This is a genomic window from Streptomyces sp. NPDC031426 (genome assembly GCF_055581585.1).
This window is the reverse complement of the sequence record NZ_JBVIJE010000005.1, coordinates 469,265-487,456: the sequence shown is the minus strand read 5'-3', so window position 1 is coordinate 487,456 and position 18,192 is coordinate 469,265. Positions and strand designations below refer to the sequence as shown.

Genomic DNA, 18,192 nt, shown 5'->3' with positions numbered 1-18,192 from the left:
CTGACCATGGAAGGACTCACCTCACCGACCGCGTGGGCCATGGAAGGACCCACCTCACCGGTCACACGGACCACCGACGGACCCACCTCACCGACCACGCTGACCATGGAAGGACTCACCTCGCCGACCGCGTTGGCCATGGAAGGACCCACCTCACCGGCCACACGGACCATCGACGGACTCACCTCGCCGACCGCGCTGACCATGGAAGGACTCACCTCACCGACCGCGTGGGCCATGGAAGGACCCACCTCACCGGTCACACGGACCACCGACGGACCCACCTCACCGACCGCACCGACCACGGAAGGACCCACCTCACCCGCCACACGAACCACCGACGAACCCACCTCACCGGCCACACCGGTGAGCGTCGCGGCACGGGCCGCACCGGTGAGCGTCGCCGCGAGGGCCGTGTCGGCGCCGGCGGCCCTTTGCGCCGGACTCGGTACGCCTGGTGTCGCCTTGGTGTCCGCAGGGCGCCGCTGAGCCTCGGCGTCCTGGCCAGGGCCCAACGCGGCCAGGGCCGCGGACACCGCCGCCGCGGCGCTCAGGTCGAGTCTGGCACTGGTGCCCCGGGCCCGGTGGTGCAGTTCGTCGGCGGCCAGGCGCAGCAGCTGGGGCAGCAGGTCCTTGCAGCGCCGGGCCACCCAGGCGGTGCCGGCCGTGGCCAGCCACAGCAGGCTCGCCGCCCGGGTCGGGGCGGGGAACTCCGGTTCGGGGGACGGCGGCTGTCCCGTCGCACGGCCCGCCTCGGTGAGCAGGGCGTGGAAGCGGACGGCGAGCTGCCGGTGCCCGCGCTCGCCCGGGTGCAGCCGGTCGGCGCTCCACAGGGTCCGGTCGGTGATCCAGGCACCGTCCGCGGCATGCAGGTGGACCGCTCCGTAGCGCTCGGACAGCGCGTGGACGATCGTGTTGACGGCCCGTTGCCGGCGGGCCAGCGGACGCGCCAATGCGCTCGGCAGGCCCAGCATCGCGCCGGGGTCGGGCAGGCAGGCGGTGAGTACGGTGGCGCCCTCGCGCGTGAAGGCCGCGTAGACCGCGTCGAGGTGGGCGGCCACCGCCTGGATGTCGAAGGTATGGCGCAGCGTGTCGTTGACGCCGATCACCACCGACACCACGTCGGGACGGCGTTCGAGGGCGGCAGGCGTCTGCCGCTCCAGCACGTCACGGGTCTGCGCGCCGCTGACCGCGAGGTTGGTGAACTCCACGGCGTCGGCGGTCTCGGCGAGGGCGGGGGCCAGGAGCGCGGCCCAGCCCCGCCAGCCGTCCCCGACGGGGTCGCCCACGCCCTCGGTGAGCGAGTCCCCGAGGGCGACGAAGCGGACGGAGCTCATGCCACGCCCTCCGGCACGGTGCGATGGACGCCGGTCGGGCGGAGCACTTCCGCGTCGTGCGCGGCCAGGAACGCCTCCACGGCCGTACCCCAGCCGAAGCACTCCGCACGCGCCCGTGCCGCGTCCCGCCGGGCGCGCTCGCCACGGTCCAGCAGCAGTTCGACGGCGTCCGCGAACGCCTCGCCGCGGTCGGCCGCGGTCGCCCCGGCGGTGCCGATGACCTCGGGCAGCGCGGAGGACGCGCTCGCCACGACGGGCGTGCCGCACGCCATGGCCTCCAGGGCGGCGAGCCCGAAGGTCTCGGCGGGCCCGGGCGCGAGGGCGATGTCCGCGGTCGCCTGGAGGGCGCCGAGCACGGCCCGGTCGGAGACGTGCCCGAGGAAGGTCACGGGCAGCCCGTGCTCCCGCGCGCGCTGCTCCAGCCGGGCCCTGAGCGGCCCGTCCCCGGCCACCACGAGCACCGCCCGGCGCCCGCGCCGTATCAGCCCCTCCAGGGCGTCCAGCGCGGTGCCGGGGCGCTTCTCGACGGACAGCCGGGAGCACATCACGAGCAGCGCCTCGTCCCCGCGCGCGTGCAGGGTGCGCAGGCCCGGGTCGCGCAGGGCGGGGTGGCGTTCCGTCAGGTCGACGCCCAGGGGGGCGCGTACGACGTTGCGCGCGCCTATGCGCACGAACTCGCGCTCGGCGAACTCCGTGGTGCACACCACCCGCGAGTAGACGTGCGCGGTACGGGTGTTCAGGGCGTCGGCGGCCCGGTGGGAGAGGTGCTCGGGCAGGCCCCAGGTGCGCAGCACGCCGTCGGCGGTCTCGTGGGAGACCATCACGGCGGGCACGCGCGCGCGGCGGGCCCAGCGGCCGGTCCAGCGCAGGGTCGTGCGGTCGGAGACCTCCAGGCGGTCCGGGGCCAGCTCCTCCAGGAGGGCGGCGACGCGCCGCTTGTCGGTGAGGACGCGGTAGCCGCCGGTGCCGGGCAGCAGCGGGCCGGGCAGGGTGATGACCCGGCCCTGCTCGGTGTCGCGGTCGGTGTGCCGCTCGCCGGGCACGATCAGGACGGGTTCGTGTCCGGCCGCCCGGAAGCCCTTGCCCAGCTCGCGCAGCGCGGTGCGCAGGCCGCCGGAGGCCGGGGCGACGAAGTTGGCGAGCCGGACGATGCGCAGGGGCTGGCCGGTCATGCCGCCACCGCCGTCTTCCGTGCCGCGAGCACGTCGTCGTAGTGGGCGATCAGCTGGTCGCCGACGGCGGCCCAGGTGCGGCCCTCGACCATGGTGCGGGCGGCGGCGCCGAACGCGGTCCGCCGCGCCTGGTCGACGGCCAGTTCGCGGACGGCCTCCGTCACGGCTGTGACCTCGCGCGGCGGGACCAGGTATCCGGTGCGGCCGTGGGCGACCAGGTCGAGCGGGCCGCCGGCGGCGGGTGCGACGACCGGGACCCCGCTGGCCATGGCCTCCTGGACGGTCTGGCAGAACGTCTCGAAGGGGCCGGTGTGCGCGAACACGTCCAGCGAGGCGAAGATCCGCGCGAGGTCGTCGCCGGTGCGGCGGCCGAGGAAGACGGCGCCGGGCAGGGCCTCGGTGAGGTGGGCGTGGCTGGGCCCGTCACCGACGACCACGACCTTGACGCCGTCCAGGCCGCAGGCGCCGGCGAGGAGTTCGACGTGCTTCTCGGGAGCGAGCCGGCCGACGTAGCCGACGATCAACTCGCCGTTCGGCGCGAGTTCGCGGCGCAGCGCCTCGTCACGCAGATCTGGCCGGAAACGTACGGTGTCCACCCCGCGCGGCCACAGCCGGACCCGGGGTACCCCGTGCGCCTCCAGGTCACCGAGGGCGGCGCTGGAGGGGGCGAGGGTGCGGTCGGCGGCGGCGTGCACGGAGCGGATCCGCCGCCAGGCGGCCGCCTCGCCGGCACCCATGTAGGTGCGGGCGTAGCCGGCGAGGTCGGTCTGGTAGACGGCGACGGCGGGGATGCCGAGTCTGGCGGCGGCGGCCATGCCGCGCACGCCGAGGACGAAGGGGCTGGCGAGATGTACGACGTCAGGCCGGTGTCCGACGAGCGCGGCGGCGAGCCGCCGGCTGGGGAGGGCGACGCGGACCTGGGGATAGCCGGGGAGCGGGAGGGAGGGGATCCGGACGACCGGGCACGTGGCGTCCGTGTCCGGTCCGCTGCCCGGAGCGGGGGCGGGGGCGACGACGAGCGGATGGTGACCGCGATCTACGAGGTGCCGGGCGGTCTGGAGCGCGCAGTGGGCCACGCCGTTCACATCGGGGGGAAAGGATTCGGTCACGATGACGACACGCATACGGGTGTTGTCGCCGCGCGGGGCGTGGCCGCGTCGACTTCGATCTTTCCGCCCGGGGAACGTCCTGTGAGCGTTGGGCTGCGCACCCAGGCAGGTCAGACGGCCGTCATGACCGCCTGACCTGCGGGACACCCGGTGTTCACACGGCGGGCGGTCGTCGGCCCGGGCCGTGTGTGCGTGGGGTCAGCCGAGGGCCGCGTCGGGTCCGAAGCGGCTGCGTACCGCCGTCTGCACTTCCGCCTCCTCGGCCGGGTCGGCGGCCAGGCGGCGCAGGCGCTCGACGACCCGGGCGTCACCGGTCTCGGCGTGCCGGGCGGCGAGTTCGCGGGTGGTCTCCTCGCAGTCCCACAGGCATTCGACGGCGAAGCCGGTGGCGAAGGAGGGGTCGGTGGCGGCCAGGGCGCGGGCGGCACGGCCGCGCAGATGGGAGGAGGCCGTCTCACGGTAGATGTGGCGCAGTACGGGGGCGGCGCAGGCGATGCCGAGGCGTCCGGTGCCGTCGACGAGGGTCCAGAGTGTGGGCGCGTCGGGGCCCTCGCCCCGCACGGCCTCGCGGAGGGCGCCGAGGACGAGGTCGCGGTCCTGGACGCCGCCGCGGCAGGCGAGCATGCGTCCGGCCGCGGCGCCGAGCACGTCGGGGCGCTGGGCCCAGCGGCGGGCGCGGTCGACGGCGGCGACACTGCGCATCCGTTCGAAGGCGTCGGCGGCGGCCTCCACGACGACGGACGTGCCGTCGGCGACGGCGGCCTCGATCAGATCGAGGGCCTCGGGGTCGTTGCTGTCGGCGAGATAGCGCAGCGCGGTGCAACGGGCCCCGTCGATGCCGGTGCGGGCGGCCTGGACGATCTCCGGCCGGTCCTCGGGGCCGGCCACGGCGACCAGACAGCGGGCGGCCGGCACATGGAGGGCAGCGCCGCGGTCCATGCCCTGCTGGGCCCATTCGAAGACGGCGCGCACGCTCCATCCGGGCCGCGGGCCGGTGGGCCGCATCTGCCGCTGCCAGCGGTCGAAACAGCCGGTCTCCTGGGCGGCACGCACGCGTGTGGCGATCGATTCGCGCGGATCCTCGGCCCACAGCCGCCAGGGCCGCGGCTCGAAGGCGTCGCGTACGGCGGCGGCGAGCTCGGCCTCGCCCTCGGGGTCGGTGCCGAAGCGGGCCAGAACGGGCGCGGCAAGGGCGCGCAGGCCCGCGTCGTCGTCCCTGAGGGCCAGCTCGTCCAGGGCCCAGGCCCAGTTGGAGCCGTGGGCGGCGTACCTGCGCAGCAGCCCGAGGGCGTCCCGCCTGCCGTAGGAGGCGAGGTGCCCGAGCACGGCCAGGGCGAGGCCGGTGCGCGACTCGTCGGTGTCGAGGACGTCCTCGGGGTCGAAGAGGTGCGCCTCGATCGCGTCCAGCTCGCCGTTCAGGTCGAGGTAGAGACGGGCGTAGTAGAGCGAGCGGTTCTCCACCTGCCAGTCGTGGCGGGGATCGCGCAGTACACAGTGGTCCAGGGCCGCGAGGGCTTCGGCGCGCGGGGCGGTGAGCGCGTGCAGCGTGCCGTCGCCGCGGCCCCGCTGGAGCAGGCCGAGCAGCGTACCGCTGGGCGCTATGACCGGATCGAACATGGGAAACAGCCTCACATCAAGCGTCGACGCAACCGGAGAACACGCACTACTTGGCCGCGTGACACAACGTCGGAGCGCCCGCCGTCTCTTGCTTGCCGAAGACCATTTCTCTCTGCCTCTCGTCGGTGGCCCATGCGGACCGCATCACGGTCCGCGCGGTGCGGCATCACCTGCCCAGCCATCGCGTCCGTGAATCACGTCGTCATGATGACCCGGCGGTTTGTGCTGCCGCGACCGTATTTCCGGCGGCCTCTTACCGCCTCCCCCGTTTTTCGTGTCGTACCTGGTCAGGACATGCGCGTCAGTGCGCGCCGAACAGCTCCAGGAGTTCCGCCTTGCCGAACATCCGGGCGGTGTCGACGGCCGACGGGGTCCCCGCGGCCGGGTCGGCCCCACCCTCCAGGAGCGCCTTGATCACGTCCGTCTCACCCTTGAAGACGGCACCCGCGAGCGGGGTCTGGCCTCGGTCGTTGATCTGGTCCGCGGCGGCGCCCCGGGCGAGCAGGGCGCGTACCGCGTCGGCGTGCCCGTGGTAGGCGGCGAGCATCACCAGGGAGTCGCCACGGTCGTTGGTGAGGTTGGCCGGAACGCCGGCGTCCACGTAGGCCACGAGCGCCTCGGTCCGCCCCTGCCGGGCCAGATCGAAGATCTTGGTCGCCAGCTCCACGACCTCGGGGTCGGGGGCTTCACTCATCGGCCGGACCGCCTCTCCTGCGAACTTCGGGGACTTCAGGGAGCGTACGGCAGCGAGAGCGGAACGCGGCCGTACGAGTGAATCGCCAGCGTACTGGCTGGCGCGGCACATGACCCGATGTGCCCGAGGTAAAGATCACCGACAGCCCCCGTCGGGGGCAACCACCCAGCTCAGCCGGGCCGGACGTGACCACTGTGCCAAGTGGGTGAAATCCACTGAATTTCACTCAGTTGCACCTTTAATCGTATGGATACATCCTGTGATCCTGGAAGAACTCATGGTGACCGCCCCCCACCCAATGACACCAGGAGGCCCGCAATGATCCTCTCCATCTCAGGCGTCATGCTGCTCGGCGTCGTCGTCTTCCTCTTCTTCCGCAAGGACGGCCTCAAGGGCTCGCACGCATGCACATCGGCCCTGTTCGGCTTCTACCTCGCCAACACGGGCATCGCCCCGAGCATCAAGGCCGGCGGAGAGAGCCTGGCGAGCCTCCTCGGCGGCATCAAGTTCTGACCCCGCCCGTCCCGCCCGCACGCACCGTCAGGAGACAGCAGTGGCCCGGCGCCCTCTCCCCCGCATTCTGAGCAAAGACAGCGCCCAGATCGCCCGGACCCAGCTCGCCCGGAGCCGGGAGCTGGCCCGGACGGCGGCCGACAGCGCCACCGACGTCCTCCACCCGCTGATCACCGTCACGCGCGGGTTGCGCCTGCTGGCCTCGGCCGGACGGCGCAGATGGGCGGCCACACCCCAGGACAAGCGCGGGCCGCTGCTCTTCCTCGCGGCCTCGGTGATCCTGGCCGTGGCGCTGATGCCGTACGGGCCGCTGCTCGCCGTCATCACCCTGATGGCGGCGGCGGCCTGGCAGGGCCGCGACCGCACCCCGTCGGCCCCGGAGGGGCCCGACGAGTCCCAGATCGAACGGCTCCAGTCCCTGTACGAAGCCCTGGTTCCGTACTTCTCCACCCCCGAGGACCCGGCGCCGCTGTACGCGCACGGCGGGGAGTGGGAGAAGGCCTTCACCGCCCACGAGTTCGACGACGCGGGGCGCGTCGGCCATCTGGAGATCCGCTACCCCGCGTACTTCCCGGACGGCGAGCCCGAGGCCCGCATGCGCATCGAGCAGCTGCTCACCGCCAAGGCCGGCCGGGGCCGCGAGTACCGCTTCACATGGGACGAGGAGGGCAACCAGCTCACCGTCACCGTCCTGCCTCCGCTGCCCGCCGACATTCCCGCCCAGCACTTCGTCACCGCGCCCGGCGAGACCGTCCTCGGCTTCACCGACCCCAGCGAGGTGCAGCGCACGCTCCCCCTCTGCTACGGAGGGGAAGAGATCGACGTGCCGCCGGTCGTCTGGCGCACCGGCATCCGCTCCACCGAGCCGCACCTGCTGGCCATGGGCCACCCCGGCAGCGGCACCTCGACCCTGCTCCGCTCCATCGCCCTGCAGGCCCTCCAGTACGGCGACGTCCTGATCGTGGACGGCGGCGGCACCGGTGAGTACGCGTGCCTGACCGGCCGGCACGGCGTCCTGTCCGTGGAGTGCGCGCTGCCCGGTGCGCTTGCGAGCCTGGAGTGGGCGGCGCAGGAGACCGAGCGTCGGCTCATCGCCATCAACCTGGCCCGGCAGGCGGGCGACCCGCCACCGGCCGACGCCCGCCGGCCGCTGTGGATCATGCTGGACCGCCCCTCCGTCTTCGCCCACCTCGCCGCGATGGACGGCCGCAAGGACCCGCAGGCGCTGCTCCAGGTGCCGCTGCGGCACGGCCGTGCGGCGAACGTGACCATCGTCGTGGCCGAGCAGTTCGACAGCGCGGAGGCCTTGAGCGACGCGGTACGGCAGCACACACGCGCGCGTGTCGTGCTCGGGCCCGCGGTGCCTCGGCAGGTGGAGGCGGTACTGGGCGCTCGACCGCACACCACGCCGCTCGGGCACGTACCGCCGGGGCGCGGGTATGCGCGGCTGGGGTCGGGTCCGGTGCACCGGCTTCAGGTGCCGCGTACGCCGGACCCGTACGACGACGAGACCAGCGACGCCGATCGGCAGGCGGTGCTGGAGTTGCTGCCGGCGCGGGCCACTGCCGTGGGGGCTCAGCCGACTCCGCCGGCACAGGCTCCGGAGCCGGCGGATCTGACGAAGCCGGGGGTGCCTGCGGAGGCGGCCGGATAGCGCCGTCGGGGTTGGGACCGTGGGCCGGGTTCGTCGTGGCCGTCGCGGCCACGACGAACCGCAGCCGCTGACGCGCAGCGCGCCCCGAGCCACCAGGCGCCCGGCCTAAGCCACGAACGTGCCCGGCGCCTCCACGCCCCCCGTGACGCCGGTCTCCACCAGTCGGACCGCCGCGGCCAGCCGGACCGCCGCCTCCTCCGCCACCGCTCCCCCGACGGTGAACGGCAGCCGGAGGTAGCCCTCGAACGCGCCGTCCACGCCGAAGCGGGGGCCGGAGGGGACTCGGACGCCGGTCCGCTCGCCCGCCTCGGCGAGCCGGGAGCCGGACAGGCCGCCGGCGCGGACCCACAGGGTCAGGCCGCCCTTCGGCAGGTCGAACTCCCAGGTCGGCAGCTCACGCCGGATCGCCGCCACCAGCGCGTCCCGGTTCTCGCGGGCCTGGGCCCGGCGCAGCTCCACCGCCTGCTCCCAGCCTCCCGTGCTGAAGAGCCAGTTGACGGCGAGCTGTTCCAGCACCGGCGTACCGAGATCGGCGTACGCCCGCGCGGCGACCAGGCTGCGGATGACGTCCGGAGCCGCCCGCACCCAGCCGATCCGCATGCCCGCCCAGAACGCCTTGCTCGCCGAGCCGACGGTGATGACGGTCGAGCCGGCCGGGTCGAAGGCGCAGACCCGGCGCGGCATCCCGCCGTCCGCGAACTCCTCGTCCAGCCACAGCTCGGTCATCGTCTCGTCGGCGACCAGCACCGTGCCGGCCGAACGCGCCGCGTCCACCAGCCGGCGCCGCTGGTCCTCGTCGGCGAGCGCGCCGGTGGGGTTGTGGAAATCGGCGACGACGTACGCGAGCCGGGGCGCGGCCTCGCGCAGGACCTGGCGCCAGCGGTCCATGTCCCAGCCGGAAAGCCCCTCTGCCATCGCGACCGGGACCAGCCGGGCACCTGCTTCACGCATCAGCTGCAGGATGTTGGCGTACGACGGGGACTCCACCGCGATCCGCTCGCCCCGGCCGGCGAAGAGATGGCAGATCGCGTCGATGGCGCCCATCGCACCGGTCGTCACCATGATCTGCTCGGGCATGGTGGGGATCCCGCACGCGGTGTAGCGCTCGGCGATCATCGAGCGCAGCGCGGGCAGGCCGGCCGGGTAGTCGCCGTGCGTGTGGGCGTACGGCGGCAGTTCCTCCAGGGCGCCCTGCACGGCGCGGGTCAGCCAGGGCTCGGGGGCCGGGAGCGAGGCGCAGCCGAGGTCGATCATCGAGCCCAGGGCCTCGGGGGGCAGCGGCTCCAGGCCCCGGGCGGGCAGCGGGTTGCCGGCCGGCACGGCGGTCCAGCTGCCGGCGCCGCGCCGGGACTCCAGGAAGCCCTCGCCGCGCAGCGCCTCGTACGCGGCCGCGACGGTGGTGCGGCTCACGGACAGGGCGAGGGCGAGTTCGCGTTCGGCGGGCAGGCGGGCGGCCACCGGGACGCGCCCTTCCAGCACCAGCAGCCGGATGCCGTCGGCGAGGGCGCGGTAGGCGGGCGGACGGCGGGTGCCGGGGCCGGCCGGGCGGTCCTGCTGGGACTTGAGGAGCCGGGCGAGCTGCGCGGCCCCCATGGCAGAGGTCCACTGCGCCATGACGATCAGTCCACCTTCCCCGAATTGGCCATGGATGGAGATTGTTCCCAAGCCACAGAGTGACATGCGTCAGGCCACCGCCACCACCCAGGGGGGGTACTTCGTGTCCACTCGGCGCCGTCTCGGACGGCGGTTGATCCAGCTGTACACCGGGCTCGTGTTCTACGGCGTGAGTTCCGCCCTGCTCGTCGAGGCGGGCCTGGGCCTGGAGCCCTGGAACGTGCTGCACCAGGGCCTCGCCGAGCTCACCGGGCTGACCATCGGCGTGGTGTCGATCCTCGTGGGCGCGGTGGTGCTGCTGCTGTGGATCCCGCTGCGCCAGCGCCCCGGGCTCGGCACGGTCTCGAACGTCTTCGTCATCGGGCTCGCCATGGACGGCACACTCGCGCTCGTCCCGGACGCGCACTCCCTCGTCGTACGCGTCCCGCTCCTGGTCGCCGGGATCGTGCTGAACGGTGCGGCGACCGGCCTCTACATCGCGGCGCGCTTCGGTCCGGGCCCCCGCGACGGGCTGATGACCGGGCTGCACCGGCGCACCGGCCGCTCGATCCGGCTGATGCGGACCGGCGTCGAGGTGGCGGTGGTGGTCAGCGGGTTCCTGCTGGGCGGCAGCATCGGCATCGGCACCGTGCTCTACGCCGTGGCCATCGGGCCGCTGGCACAGCTGTTCCTGCGGGTGTTCGCCGTCCCGGCGGCATCGCCTGGCAGCACGGTCGTTGCCACCGCGACACCGGAGCGGGCCATACTGCCAGGGTGACCCTCCCGACTTCGCGCATACGCCACCCCTACCTCGACCATCCCGGCCCGATCGCCTTCGCCCACCGCGGTGGTGCCGCCGACGGCCTGGAGAACACCATGGCGCAGTTCCGGCGCGCGGTCGAAATGGGCTACCGCTACATCGAGACCGACGTGCACGCCACGGCCGACGGCCGGCTCGTCGCCTTCCACGACTCCACGCTGGACCGGGTCACCGACGGTGCGGGCCGCATCGCGGACCTGCCCTGGGAGGACGTGCGGCACGCGCGCGTGGGCGGCCGGGAACCGGTGCCGCTGTTCGAGGAGCTGCTGGAGACCTTCCCCGAGGTCCGCTGGAACGTCGACATCAAGGCGGAGCCCGCGCTGCGCGCCTTCCTGGAGCTGCTCGAACGCACGGACGCCTGGAACCGGGTCTGCGTCGGCTCGTTCTCCGAGGCGCGCGTGCTGCGCGCCCAGCGGCTGGCCGGGCCGAAGCTGGCCACCTCCTTCGGCACCCGTGGGGTGCTGAACCTGCGGCTGCGCTCCTGGGGGCTGCCGGCCGCCGTGCGCAGGTCCGCCGTCGCCGCGCAGGTGCCCGAGGCCCAGTCGGGCGTTCCGGTGGTCGACCATCGCTTCGTCCGCGCCGCCCACGCGTACGGACTGCAGGTGCACGTGTGGACGATCAACGAACCCGAGCGCATGCACCGGCTCCTGGACCTGGGAGTCGATGGCATCATGACCGATCACATCGACACGTTGCGCAAGGTCATGGAGGAGCGCGGGGTCTGGGTCTGACCACCCGGCCGCCCCGCCCGAGCCTTCGCACTTGAGCACTTGAGCGGGGAAGCGAGGGCACGGGTGAGCACGGACATCGTGCGGACGGACGCGGCGGACGACGCCGCGGGCCTCCGGCGCGAGCAGCGCGGCTGGTACTTCTACGACTGGGCCTGCTCGGTCTATTCGACGAGCGTGGTCACGGTGTTCCTCGGGCCCTACCTCACCGCGGTCGCCGAGCGGGCCGCGGACGCCGACGGCTATGTGCATCCGCTGGGCATCCCGGTCCGGGCCGGCTCCTTCTTCGCCTACTCGGTGTCCCTGTCGGTGATCGTGGCGGTCGTGGTGATGCCGATCGTGGGCAGTGCGGCCGACCGCACCGGGCGCAAGAAGCCGCTGCTCGCGGCGGCGGCGTACACCGGGGCCGCCGCGACCACCGGCATGTTCTTCCTGGACGGCGACCGGTATCTGCTCGGCGGTGCGCTGCTGGTGGTGGCCAACGCGGCGCAGTCCGTCGGGATGATGCTCTACAACTCCTATCTGCCGCAGATCGCCCCGCCCGAGGAGCGCGACGCGGTCTCCTCCCGGGGCTGGGCCTTCGGCTACGCCGCGGGCTCATCGGTGCTGGTCGCCAACCTGGTGCTGTACTCGGCGCACGACTCCTTCGGCCTGACCGAGACGGCCGCGGTCCGGGTCTGCCTGGCCTCGGCGGGCCTGTGGTGGGGCGCCTTCACCCTCATACCCCTGCGCAGGCTGCGTGACCGGCACGCGCGCGTGGAGCGCGCCTCGGCACCCGGGCTCAGACAGCTGGCGGCGACGGTCCGGGACATGCGCCGGCACCCTCTGACGCTGTCCTTCCTGCTGGCGTACCTCATCTACAACGACGGCATCCAGACGGTGATCACCCAGGCCTCCGTCTACGGCTCTCAGGAACTGGGACTGTCCCAGTCGACGCTCATCGTGGCCGTGCTGCTGGTGCAGGTGCTGGCCGTGGCGGGGGCGCTGGCGATGGGGCGGCTGGCGCGGACGTACGGCGCCCAGCGGACGATCCTGGGCTCGCTGGTGGCCTGGACGGTGACCCTGGCGGCCGGTTACTTCCTGCCCGCGAAGGCCCCGGTGTTCTTCTTCGTGCTGGCCGCCGGGATCGGCCTGGTCCTCGGCGGCAGCCAGGCGCTGTCCCGGTCGCTGTTCTCCCATCTCGTGCCGCCCGGCAAGGAGGCCGAGTACTTCGCGGCGTACGAGCTGAGCGACCGCGGGATGAGCTGGCTCGGACCGCTGCTGTTCGGCATCACCTACCAGCTGACCGGAAGCTATCGGTCCGCGATCATCTCGCTGGTGGCCTTCTTCGTCATCGGCTTCACGCTGCTGGCGCGGGTCCCGGTGCGGCGGGCGATCGGCGAGGCGGGCAATCCCGTTCCGGAGAAGATTTAGCGCCGGTTTAGCGCTTGAGGCGAAAGGGCGGTAGTGTACGCCTTTGGCCTGCCAGGCGTACCGTTACTGCGCGTCAAAGATGCCGAAACGCTGGGTGACATCTGCTAGCAGATGTGACAAACCGGGCGCCGGTGGGTAGAACAAGGGGCGGCTACGACGGCGACGCATGACCCGGAACGGGACACGGAACGGGAATCTTTACCGCCGACCGGACGTTGACCGGATGACGACGACAGCGACACCTGTCCTGTGGGCGACAAGCCCGGGAGGCACGATTCATGAGTGAGCGAGCTCTTCGCGGTACGCGCCTCGTGGTGACCAGCTACGAGACGGACCGCGGTATCGACCTGGCCCCGCGCCAGGCCGTGGAGTACGCATGCGAGAAGGGGCACCGCTTCGAGATGCCCTTCTCGGTCGAGGCGGAGATCCCGCCGGAGTGGGAGTGCAAGGTCTGCGGGGCCCCGGCACTCCTCGTCGACGGCGACGGCCCTGAGGAGAAGAAGGCCAAGCCCGCGCGTACCCACTGGGACATGCTGATGGAGCGGCGCACCCGCGAGGAGCTCGAAGAGGTCCTCGAGGAGCGCCTGGCGGTTCTGCGCTCGGGGGCGATGAACATCGCGGTTCATCCTCGGGACAGCCGTAAGTCGGCCTAGTCCCTGCGGGCTGGGCGCGGACACAGCGCATACGAAACCGCGGGCGCCGTACGTGAACGTACGGCGCCCGCGGTTTCGTGTGTCCGGGTTCGTGAATCCGGGGTCCTGCTCAGTGGGTCAGCGGCGGACGCTGCTGCTGTCCCGGCTCGGGCCGGTCCTCGCGGATGACCTCGCCCTGTACCACCTTGCCGTCGGGACGGTGGATGCGGACCTGCTGGAAGGCGTCGCCGAGACTACCGGGGGTCGCCGTGCGCAGCCGCTTGTCCAGGGCGTTCTCCGCGTACCGGCTCACGGCCTTCTGCACCGGCGGCAGCAGCAGGAGCAGGCCGGCCGCGTCGGAGACCACACCGGGGATCATCAGCAGCAGGCCGCCGAGCATCATCAGGCCGTTGCCGCCACCACGCTCCGGCGAACCGCCCCGCTGCAGCGCCTCGTTCAGGCTCTGGAAGGCACGGCGGCCGGCCCGCTTGATGACCACGGAGCCGGCCACGAAGCCCGCCACGAGCAGCAGGAACACGGCAAACCCCCCGGCCGCCCCCGCGACCAGGGTCAGCAGCCAGATCTCCAGCACCAGCCAGGCGGCGATACCCAGCGGCAGATACCTGCGCAGCCGGGAGCGCCGGGGCCGGACGGTGTACGGAGAGGTCGGAGCGCCAGTCGTCATGCTCCCAGTGTGCCTGGCGGCGGCTCAGCGCGGGATAAGCGGATGTTCGCCCAGGGCCGACGCGAGACTACTTGGCCCGCTTGTTCTTGCCGGTCAGCTTGGCGACCCGCTCCCCCGCGCCCCAGGCAGTGACCCGCCACAGCGCCTCGATGAGGATGTCCTTGCTCATCTTGGAGTCGCCGAGTTCGCGCTCGACGAAGGTGATCGGCACCTCGACCACGTGGTAGCCGGCCTTGACCGCTCGGCGGGCCAGGTCGACCTGGAAGCAGTAGCCCTGCGAGGCGACCTCGTCCAGCCCCAGACCCTCAAGGGTCTCGCGGCGGAACGCGCGGTAGCCACCGGTGATGTCGCGCAGCGGCAGGCCGAGGGCGAGCCGGGAGTAGAAGCTGCCGCCACGGGAGATGAACTCACGCGACTTGGGCCAGTTCACCACGCGGCCGCCGGGCACCCAGCGGGAGCCGAGCACCAGGTCGGCGCTCTTGAGGGCGGTGAGCAGCCGGGGCAGCTCCTCGGGCTGGTGGGAGCCGTCGGCGTCCATCTCGACCAGCACGCCGTAGCCGTGCTCCATGCCCCAGCGGAAGCCCGCAAGATATGCGGCGCCCAGGCCCTCCTTGCCCTTGCGGTGCATCACCTGGACGTTCTCGTCCTCGGCGGCCAGCTCGTCGGCGAGCTTGCCGGTGCCGTCCGGGCTGTTGTCGTCCGCGATCAGCACGTGCGCCTCGGGAACGGCCTTGCGCACCCGGCCGACGATGGTCTTGATGTTCTCCGCCTCGTTGTAGGTCGGGATGATCACCAAGGCCGTGCCGAGCGGACCGAACTGCCTCCCCTGGGCCTTGGCCGCGAGGGTCCCGTCGCCGTCGTTCACTACTGCCCCTTCTGGTCGTACGCAGGGGTCCACCATAGTGGCCGCCGCCTGGTGTGACGCGCCGACTCGTTCGTATGGCGGTGTCGATTCCACAAGAGCCGGGTAAGAATGCGCTTTTCGGAACCTTCACGGCGCGCCTGGGCGGCTCTCCCGCCGCGGCGGATGGGGGCCCGGCGCCCTTCGGGCCGACCTGGGACCCGCTGGCTGCGGATCGACCGAAAGCCGTTGTCTACTGAGCGCACGGGCCCCACCCGGGTCACACCTTGCCGACCGGCCGGAACGCTCCCTCGACGGCGCGGGCGCTGAGCCTGGCTCCCAAGCGACGGTGCCCCGGTGCGGCACACCGTCCCTGACCCAGCAGCGCTGCGACGAGTTGGGCGACGTTCCCCGGTCGGGCGTCCGGTGGTGGACTCGGACGAACCTACCGGCCCCCGGCCGTCGACTGTCAACAGCCCTCTGGCCTGCGACAACGGCCCGGACGGCGCAACCTTTGGGGAGGATGCGCAGGTCGGGCGGCGGGACGGCGGCGAGTGAGCGCCGCCGCGCCACCCCCGTAGATCACTCGCCCGGCCGTACGAACACCGTCCGCCCGCCCACCACGGTGCGCAGGCAGACCGGCAGGTCACGGCCCGGGGTGAGGTCGGGCAGGCCGGGCGTGCCGGAGCGCGGGTCGGTCGACCAGCGGGCCACCCGGTCGTCGGGGGCCTGGACGACCAGCTCGTCGGTGCGCCAGACCGCGTAGTCGGCGGGCGCGCCCGGCACCAGGACGCCGGCGTCGTCCCGGCCCACGGCCCGCCAGCCGCCGCGCGTGTGCGCGGTGAACGCGGCCCGGACGGAGACCCGGTGCTCGGGCGTGCGGTGGAACGCGGCGGCACGGACGGTGCCCCACGGGTCGAGCGGGGTGACCGGGCTGTCGGAGCCGAAGGCGAGCGGCACGCCGGCGCGCAGCAGGGCCGCGAAGGGGTTGAGGGTGCGGGCCCGCTCGACGCCCAGCCGCCGGGCGTACATGCCGTCCGCGCCGCCCCACAGCGCGTCGAAGGCGGGCTGCACGGAGGCGATCAGGCCCAGCTCGGCGAAGCCGGCGACGGTCTCGGGGGTGAGCATCTCGGCGTGCTCGACACGATGCCGGGCGGCGCGGATCCGGGCGAGGCCGAGCTTGTCCGCCGCGGCGCGCACGCCTTCGACCACGGCGGTCACGGCGGCGTCGCCGATGGCGTGGAAGCCGGCCTGCAGGCCCGCCTCGGTGCAGGCGACGACATGGGCGGCGACGGCTTCGGCGTCCAGGTAGGCGGTGCCGGTGTGACCGGCGTCGGCGTACCGCTCGTGCAGACAGGCGGTGTGCGAGCCGATCGAGCCGTCGGCGAACAGGTCGCCCGCGGCGCCCACGGCACCCAGATCCCGGGCCCGCTCGATGTTCTGTTCGGCCCAGTAGCCGACGACCCTGGGGCCGGGCACCTCGGCCGCGAGCTTCAGCAGGCCGGTGAAGTCGTCCTCGGAGGAGATCCGCGGGCCGCCGCACTCGTGCACCGAGCCGATGCCGAGGGAGGCCGCGCGGGCGAGTGCGGCGCGCTGGGCCTCGGCGCGCTGGGCCGGGGTGACGGCGGCGAGGGCGGCATCGCGGACGGCGTGGTGGGCGTCGGCGGTGAGCGGGGCGTCCTCATGGGGGACGTCCGCGGCGATCAGGTCCAGCAGCGCGGTGGTGACGACCGCCGAGTGCACGTCGATGCGGGAGAGGTACAGCGGGCGGCCGCCGGTGGCCTCGTCGAGTTCGGCCCGGGTCGGCGGCCGGCCGCCGGGCCAGCGGGCGGCGTCCCAGCCATGGCCCAGCAGGACGCGGTCGTCCGGGCGGGCGGCGGCGAAGTCGCGGACCAGGGCGAGGGCGGCCTCCAGGGAGGGCGCGCCGGACAGGTCCAGGCCGGTCAGGGCGAGGCCGGTGGCGGTGGTGTGCACATGAGCGTCGGTGAAGGCCGGGGTCACCAGGGCGCCGTCGAGGTCGACCACCTCGTCCACGCCGTCGGCGAAGGCGTCGGCGGCACCCTCGGAGCCGACCCAGGCGACTTGGCCGCGCTCCACCACCATCGCCGTGGCGAAGGGGTCCGCGGGGCTGTGCACCTCTCCTCGGCGCAGGAGGACGGTCTTGGGGGGCTGGGGGTCGGCGGTGCGCTCGCTCATAGCGGACAGTTTCTCCTGCCGCCGGGGAGGCGCCGCACCTGGGGCGTGCCGAAGGGCAGGGCTCAGATCCGGGGCGGCCGTGCCTCGTACGGCGTCGACAGGACCACCGTCGTCCGCGTCGAGACGCCCGCCAGGCTCCGCAGCCTGGCCAGCAGCTCTTCCAGCTCGTGCGGGGTAGCGACCCGCACTTTGAGGATGTAGTTCTCGTCGCCCGCGACGCTGTGGCAGGCCTCGATCTCGGGGACGCCGGCGAGGCGGTCCGAGATGTCGTCGGGGGCGCTGGGGTCGAACGGTTTCACCGAGATGAACGCGGTGAGCGGCAGCCCCACGGCCTCGGGGTCGACCACCGCGGCATACCCGCGGATGACGCCACGCTGTTCCAGCCGGCGCACCCGCTGGTGCACGGCGGACGTGGACAGGCCCGTGGCCTTGCCCAGGTCTGTGTAGCTCATCCGCCCGTCCTTGACGAGCAGCTGCACGATCTGTCGGTCCAGCTCCTCCATGGCGCCAAAACCTACAGTGCGCTTGATCTCCGGGGATAGCCGAGAGCGCAGGTCATAGCCGGTTCGATACAAAAAGCGGTGCATAAGGCCCGCATCGCGCACCTGTACGCGGCATGTGACGAACGCCACACACCCCGAACGCGCTCCGTGATGTTCTCGTGATTACCGCCGAGGGCGGACGGGAAGTGCTTGCTGTGGTCGAGGCCGCAGCGCCGTAACGGCCCAGCCTTAGGGGGAGAATCCCATGCAGAGTGCCCATCGCCCTGGTCGATCCGCGTCCAAGCGGCAGCAGCCGGTCGTCGAGCCCCAGCCGGAGGGCGTCGAGCCCGACGCCTTCGAGGATGATCTGGACGCCTACGACACCTTCGAGATGTACCGGGTGATCTGCCCGGACTGCGCCCAGCCGATCGCGCTGCTGGCGGACGAGCAGGTGCTGCCCGAGCACGCGCTGTGCGCCTCGCCGTGGAACCCGTTCGGCCTCACGGCCTGTGCGGGCACGGGCCGTTCGGCGTCCGACGCCCGCCCCGCGGACGAGTCCTTCGAGCCGCAGGAGCAGGACACCGCCCTGCTGCTGACGCTCCCCCAGGGTCTGGACTGGCGTACGCAGCCTTTCTCGCACGTCGGCGGCCCGGGCTCGCGCCCGATGCGTGTGCCGTCGATGCGCCGCCAGGCCGCCTGAGCCGCC

Annotated in this window: 16 protein-coding genes and 1 pseudogene; 7 read left to right on the top strand and 10 right to left on the bottom strand. The window is 73.0% G+C overall.

Going from position 1 to position 18,192, the window contains the following annotated elements:
* Positions 1 to 497: 497 nt before the first annotated feature.
* The 5 genes and pseudogenes from ACZ5NH_RS13030 to ACZ5NH_RS13010 form a co-directional block, all read right to left on the bottom strand.
* A pseudogene (locus tag ACZ5NH_RS13030) lies at positions 498 to 1,337 on the bottom strand (SGNH/GDSL hydrolase family protein); the annotation flags it as partial.
* Positions 1,334 to 2,509 (bottom strand): glycosyltransferase, encoded by a 1,176-nt coding sequence (locus ACZ5NH_RS13025; RefSeq protein ID WP_468774853.1) that lies wholly within the window; start codon positions 2,507 to 2,509, stop codon positions 1,334 to 1,336. The pseudogene ACZ5NH_RS13030 and the gene ACZ5NH_RS13025, both read right to left, overlap by 4 nt.
* Entirely contained in the window at positions 2,506 to 3,633 is a 1,128-nt protein-coding gene (locus ACZ5NH_RS13020) for a glycosyltransferase family 4 protein (RefSeq protein WP_468774851.1), read from the bottom strand. Before ACZ5NH_RS13020 ends, ACZ5NH_RS13025 begins: the two co-directional genes overlap by 4 nt.
* Positions 3,634 to 3,816: 183 nt before the next feature.
* The gene (locus tag ACZ5NH_RS13015; RefSeq protein WP_468774849.1) at positions 3,817 to 5,235 is read right to left on the bottom strand and encodes a HEAT repeat domain-containing protein; all 1,419 of its coding nucleotides are present in this window, start codon (positions 5,233 to 5,235) and stop codon (positions 3,817 to 3,819) included.
* A 301-nt stretch (positions 5,236 to 5,536) separates the two neighbouring features.
* Complete coding sequence (locus tag ACZ5NH_RS13010; RefSeq protein WP_388626034.1) at positions 5,537 to 5,929, bottom strand: ankyrin repeat domain-containing protein; 393 nt, start codon at positions 5,927 to 5,929, stop codon at positions 5,537 to 5,539.
* Between the two features lie 318 nt (positions 5,930 to 6,247).
* On the opposite strand from ACZ5NH_RS13010, the gene ACZ5NH_RS13005 reads away from it, so the two are divergent.
* Complete coding sequence (locus ACZ5NH_RS13005; RefSeq protein ID WP_055706964.1) at positions 6,248 to 6,442, top strand: hypothetical protein; 195 nt, start codon at positions 6,248 to 6,250, stop codon at positions 6,440 to 6,442.
* Between the two features lie 40 nt (positions 6,443 to 6,482).
* On the top strand, positions 6,483 to 8,096 hold the full coding sequence (locus ACZ5NH_RS13000; protein ID WP_468774846.1) for a hypothetical protein: 1,614 nt from the start codon (positions 6,483 to 6,485) through the stop codon (positions 8,094 to 8,096).
* 105 nt (positions 8,097 to 8,201) lie between these two features.
* On the opposite strand, the gene ACZ5NH_RS12995 is transcribed toward ACZ5NH_RS13000, so the two are convergent.
* On the bottom strand, positions 8,202 to 9,710 hold the full coding sequence (locus ACZ5NH_RS12995; RefSeq protein WP_451553057.1) for an SCO1417 family PLP biosynthesis transcription factor: 1,509 nt from the start codon (positions 9,708 to 9,710) through the stop codon (positions 8,202 to 8,204).
* Positions 9,711 to 9,774: 64 nt separating this feature from the next.
* On the opposite strand from ACZ5NH_RS12995, the gene yczE reads away from it, so the two are divergent.
* The 4 genes from yczE (at position 9,775) to ACZ5NH_RS12975 (ending at position 13,303) form a co-directional block, all read left to right on the top strand.
* The gene (gene yczE, locus ACZ5NH_RS12990; RefSeq protein ID WP_468774843.1) at positions 9,775 to 10,467 is read left to right on the top strand and encodes a membrane protein YczE; all 693 of its coding nucleotides are present in this window, start codon (positions 9,775 to 9,777) and stop codon (positions 10,465 to 10,467) included.
* Positions 10,464 to 11,240 carry a glycerophosphodiester phosphodiesterase gene (locus ACZ5NH_RS12985; RefSeq protein WP_468774841.1) on the top strand — a complete coding sequence of 259 codons (777 nt, stop codon included), beginning with the start codon at positions 10,464 to 10,466 and terminating at the stop codon, positions 11,238 to 11,240. The genes yczE and ACZ5NH_RS12985 overlap by 4 nt, the downstream gene beginning before the upstream one ends.
* A gap of 63 nt (positions 11,241 to 11,303) precedes the next feature.
* Positions 11,304 to 12,650 (top strand): MFS transporter, encoded by a 1,347-nt coding sequence (locus ACZ5NH_RS12980; protein ID WP_468774839.1) that lies wholly within the window; start codon positions 11,304 to 11,306, stop codon positions 12,648 to 12,650.
* A gap of 278 nt (positions 12,651 to 12,928) precedes the next feature.
* Positions 12,929 to 13,303 carry an RNA polymerase-binding protein RbpA gene (locus ACZ5NH_RS12975; RefSeq protein ID WP_009187548.1) on the top strand — a complete coding sequence of 125 codons (375 nt, stop codon included), beginning with the start codon at positions 12,929 to 12,931 and terminating at the stop codon, positions 13,301 to 13,303.
* A gap of 109 nt (positions 13,304 to 13,412) precedes the next feature.
* On the opposite strand, the gene fxsA is transcribed toward ACZ5NH_RS12975, so the two are convergent.
* The 4 genes from fxsA to ACZ5NH_RS12955 form a co-directional block, all read right to left on the bottom strand.
* The gene (fxsA, locus tag ACZ5NH_RS12970) at positions 13,413 to 13,967 is read right to left on the bottom strand and encodes an FxsA family membrane protein (protein ID WP_468774837.1); all 555 of its coding nucleotides are present in this window, start codon (positions 13,965 to 13,967) and stop codon (positions 13,413 to 13,415) included.
* 67 nt (positions 13,968 to 14,034) lie between these two features.
* Positions 14,035 to 14,832, bottom strand: a complete 798-nt coding sequence (locus ACZ5NH_RS12965) for a polyprenol monophosphomannose synthase (protein ID WP_388626044.1) — start codon at positions 14,830 to 14,832, stop codon at positions 14,035 to 14,037.
* A 558-nt stretch (positions 14,833 to 15,390) separates the two neighbouring features.
* Positions 15,391 to 17,004 (bottom strand): amidohydrolase, encoded by a 1,614-nt coding sequence (locus tag ACZ5NH_RS12960; protein WP_468774834.1) that lies wholly within the window; start codon positions 17,002 to 17,004, stop codon positions 15,391 to 15,393.
* 62 nt (positions 17,005 to 17,066) lie between these two features.
* Complete coding sequence (locus tag ACZ5NH_RS12955) at positions 17,067 to 17,507, bottom strand: Lrp/AsnC family transcriptional regulator (protein ID WP_069782031.1); 441 nt, start codon at positions 17,505 to 17,507, stop codon at positions 17,067 to 17,069.
* A 244-nt stretch (positions 17,508 to 17,751) separates the two neighbouring features.
* Here ACZ5NH_RS12955 and ACZ5NH_RS12950 point away from each other — a divergent pair, with 244 nt between their 5' ends.
* On the top strand, positions 17,752 to 18,186 hold the full coding sequence (locus tag ACZ5NH_RS12950) for a hypothetical protein (protein WP_468774832.1): 435 nt from the start codon (positions 17,752 to 17,754) through the stop codon (positions 18,184 to 18,186).
* The last annotated feature ends 6 nt before the right edge of the window (positions 18,187 to 18,192 follow it).

Coding starts and splice junctions, on each gene's coding strand:
- ACZ5NH_RS13025 (WP_468774853.1), bottom strand. CDS start 2,509: ATGACCGGCCAGCCCCTGCGCATCGTCCGGCTCGCCAACTTCGTCGCC.
- ACZ5NH_RS13020 (WP_468774851.1), bottom strand. CDS start 3,633: ATGCGTGTCGTCATCGTGACCGAATCCTTTCCCCCCGATGTGAACGGC.
- ACZ5NH_RS13015 (WP_468774849.1), bottom strand. CDS start 5,235: ATGTTCGATCCGGTCATAGCGCCCAGCGGTACGCTGCTCGGCCTGCTC.
- ACZ5NH_RS13010 (WP_388626034.1), bottom strand. CDS start 5,929: ATGAGTGAAGCCCCCGACCCCGAGGTCGTGGAGCTGGCGACCAAGATC.
- ACZ5NH_RS13005 (WP_055706964.1), top strand. CDS start 6,248: ATGATCCTCTCCATCTCAGGCGTCATGCTGCTCGGCGTCGTCGTCTTC.
- ACZ5NH_RS12995 (WP_451553057.1), bottom strand. CDS start 9,710: ATGGCGCAGTGGACCTCTGCCATGGGGGCCGCGCAGCTCGCCCGGCTC.
- yczE (WP_468774843.1), top strand. CDS start 9,775: ATGCGTCAGGCCACCGCCACCACCCAGGGGGGGTACTTCGTGTCCACT.
- ACZ5NH_RS12975 (WP_009187548.1), top strand. CDS start 12,929: ATGAGTGAGCGAGCTCTTCGCGGTACGCGCCTCGTGGTGACCAGCTAC.
- fxsA (WP_468774837.1), bottom strand. CDS start 13,967: ATGACGACTGGCGCTCCGACCTCTCCGTACACCGTCCGGCCCCGGCGC.
- ACZ5NH_RS12960 (WP_468774834.1), bottom strand. CDS start 17,004: ATGAGCGAGCGCACCGCCGACCCCCAGCCCCCCAAGACCGTCCTCCTG.
- ACZ5NH_RS12955 (WP_069782031.1), bottom strand. CDS start 17,507: ATGGAGGAGCTGGACCGACAGATCGTGCAGCTGCTCGTCAAGGACGGG.
- ACZ5NH_RS12950 (WP_468774832.1), top strand. CDS start 17,752: ATGCAGAGTGCCCATCGCCCTGGTCGATCCGCGTCCAAGCGGCAGCAG.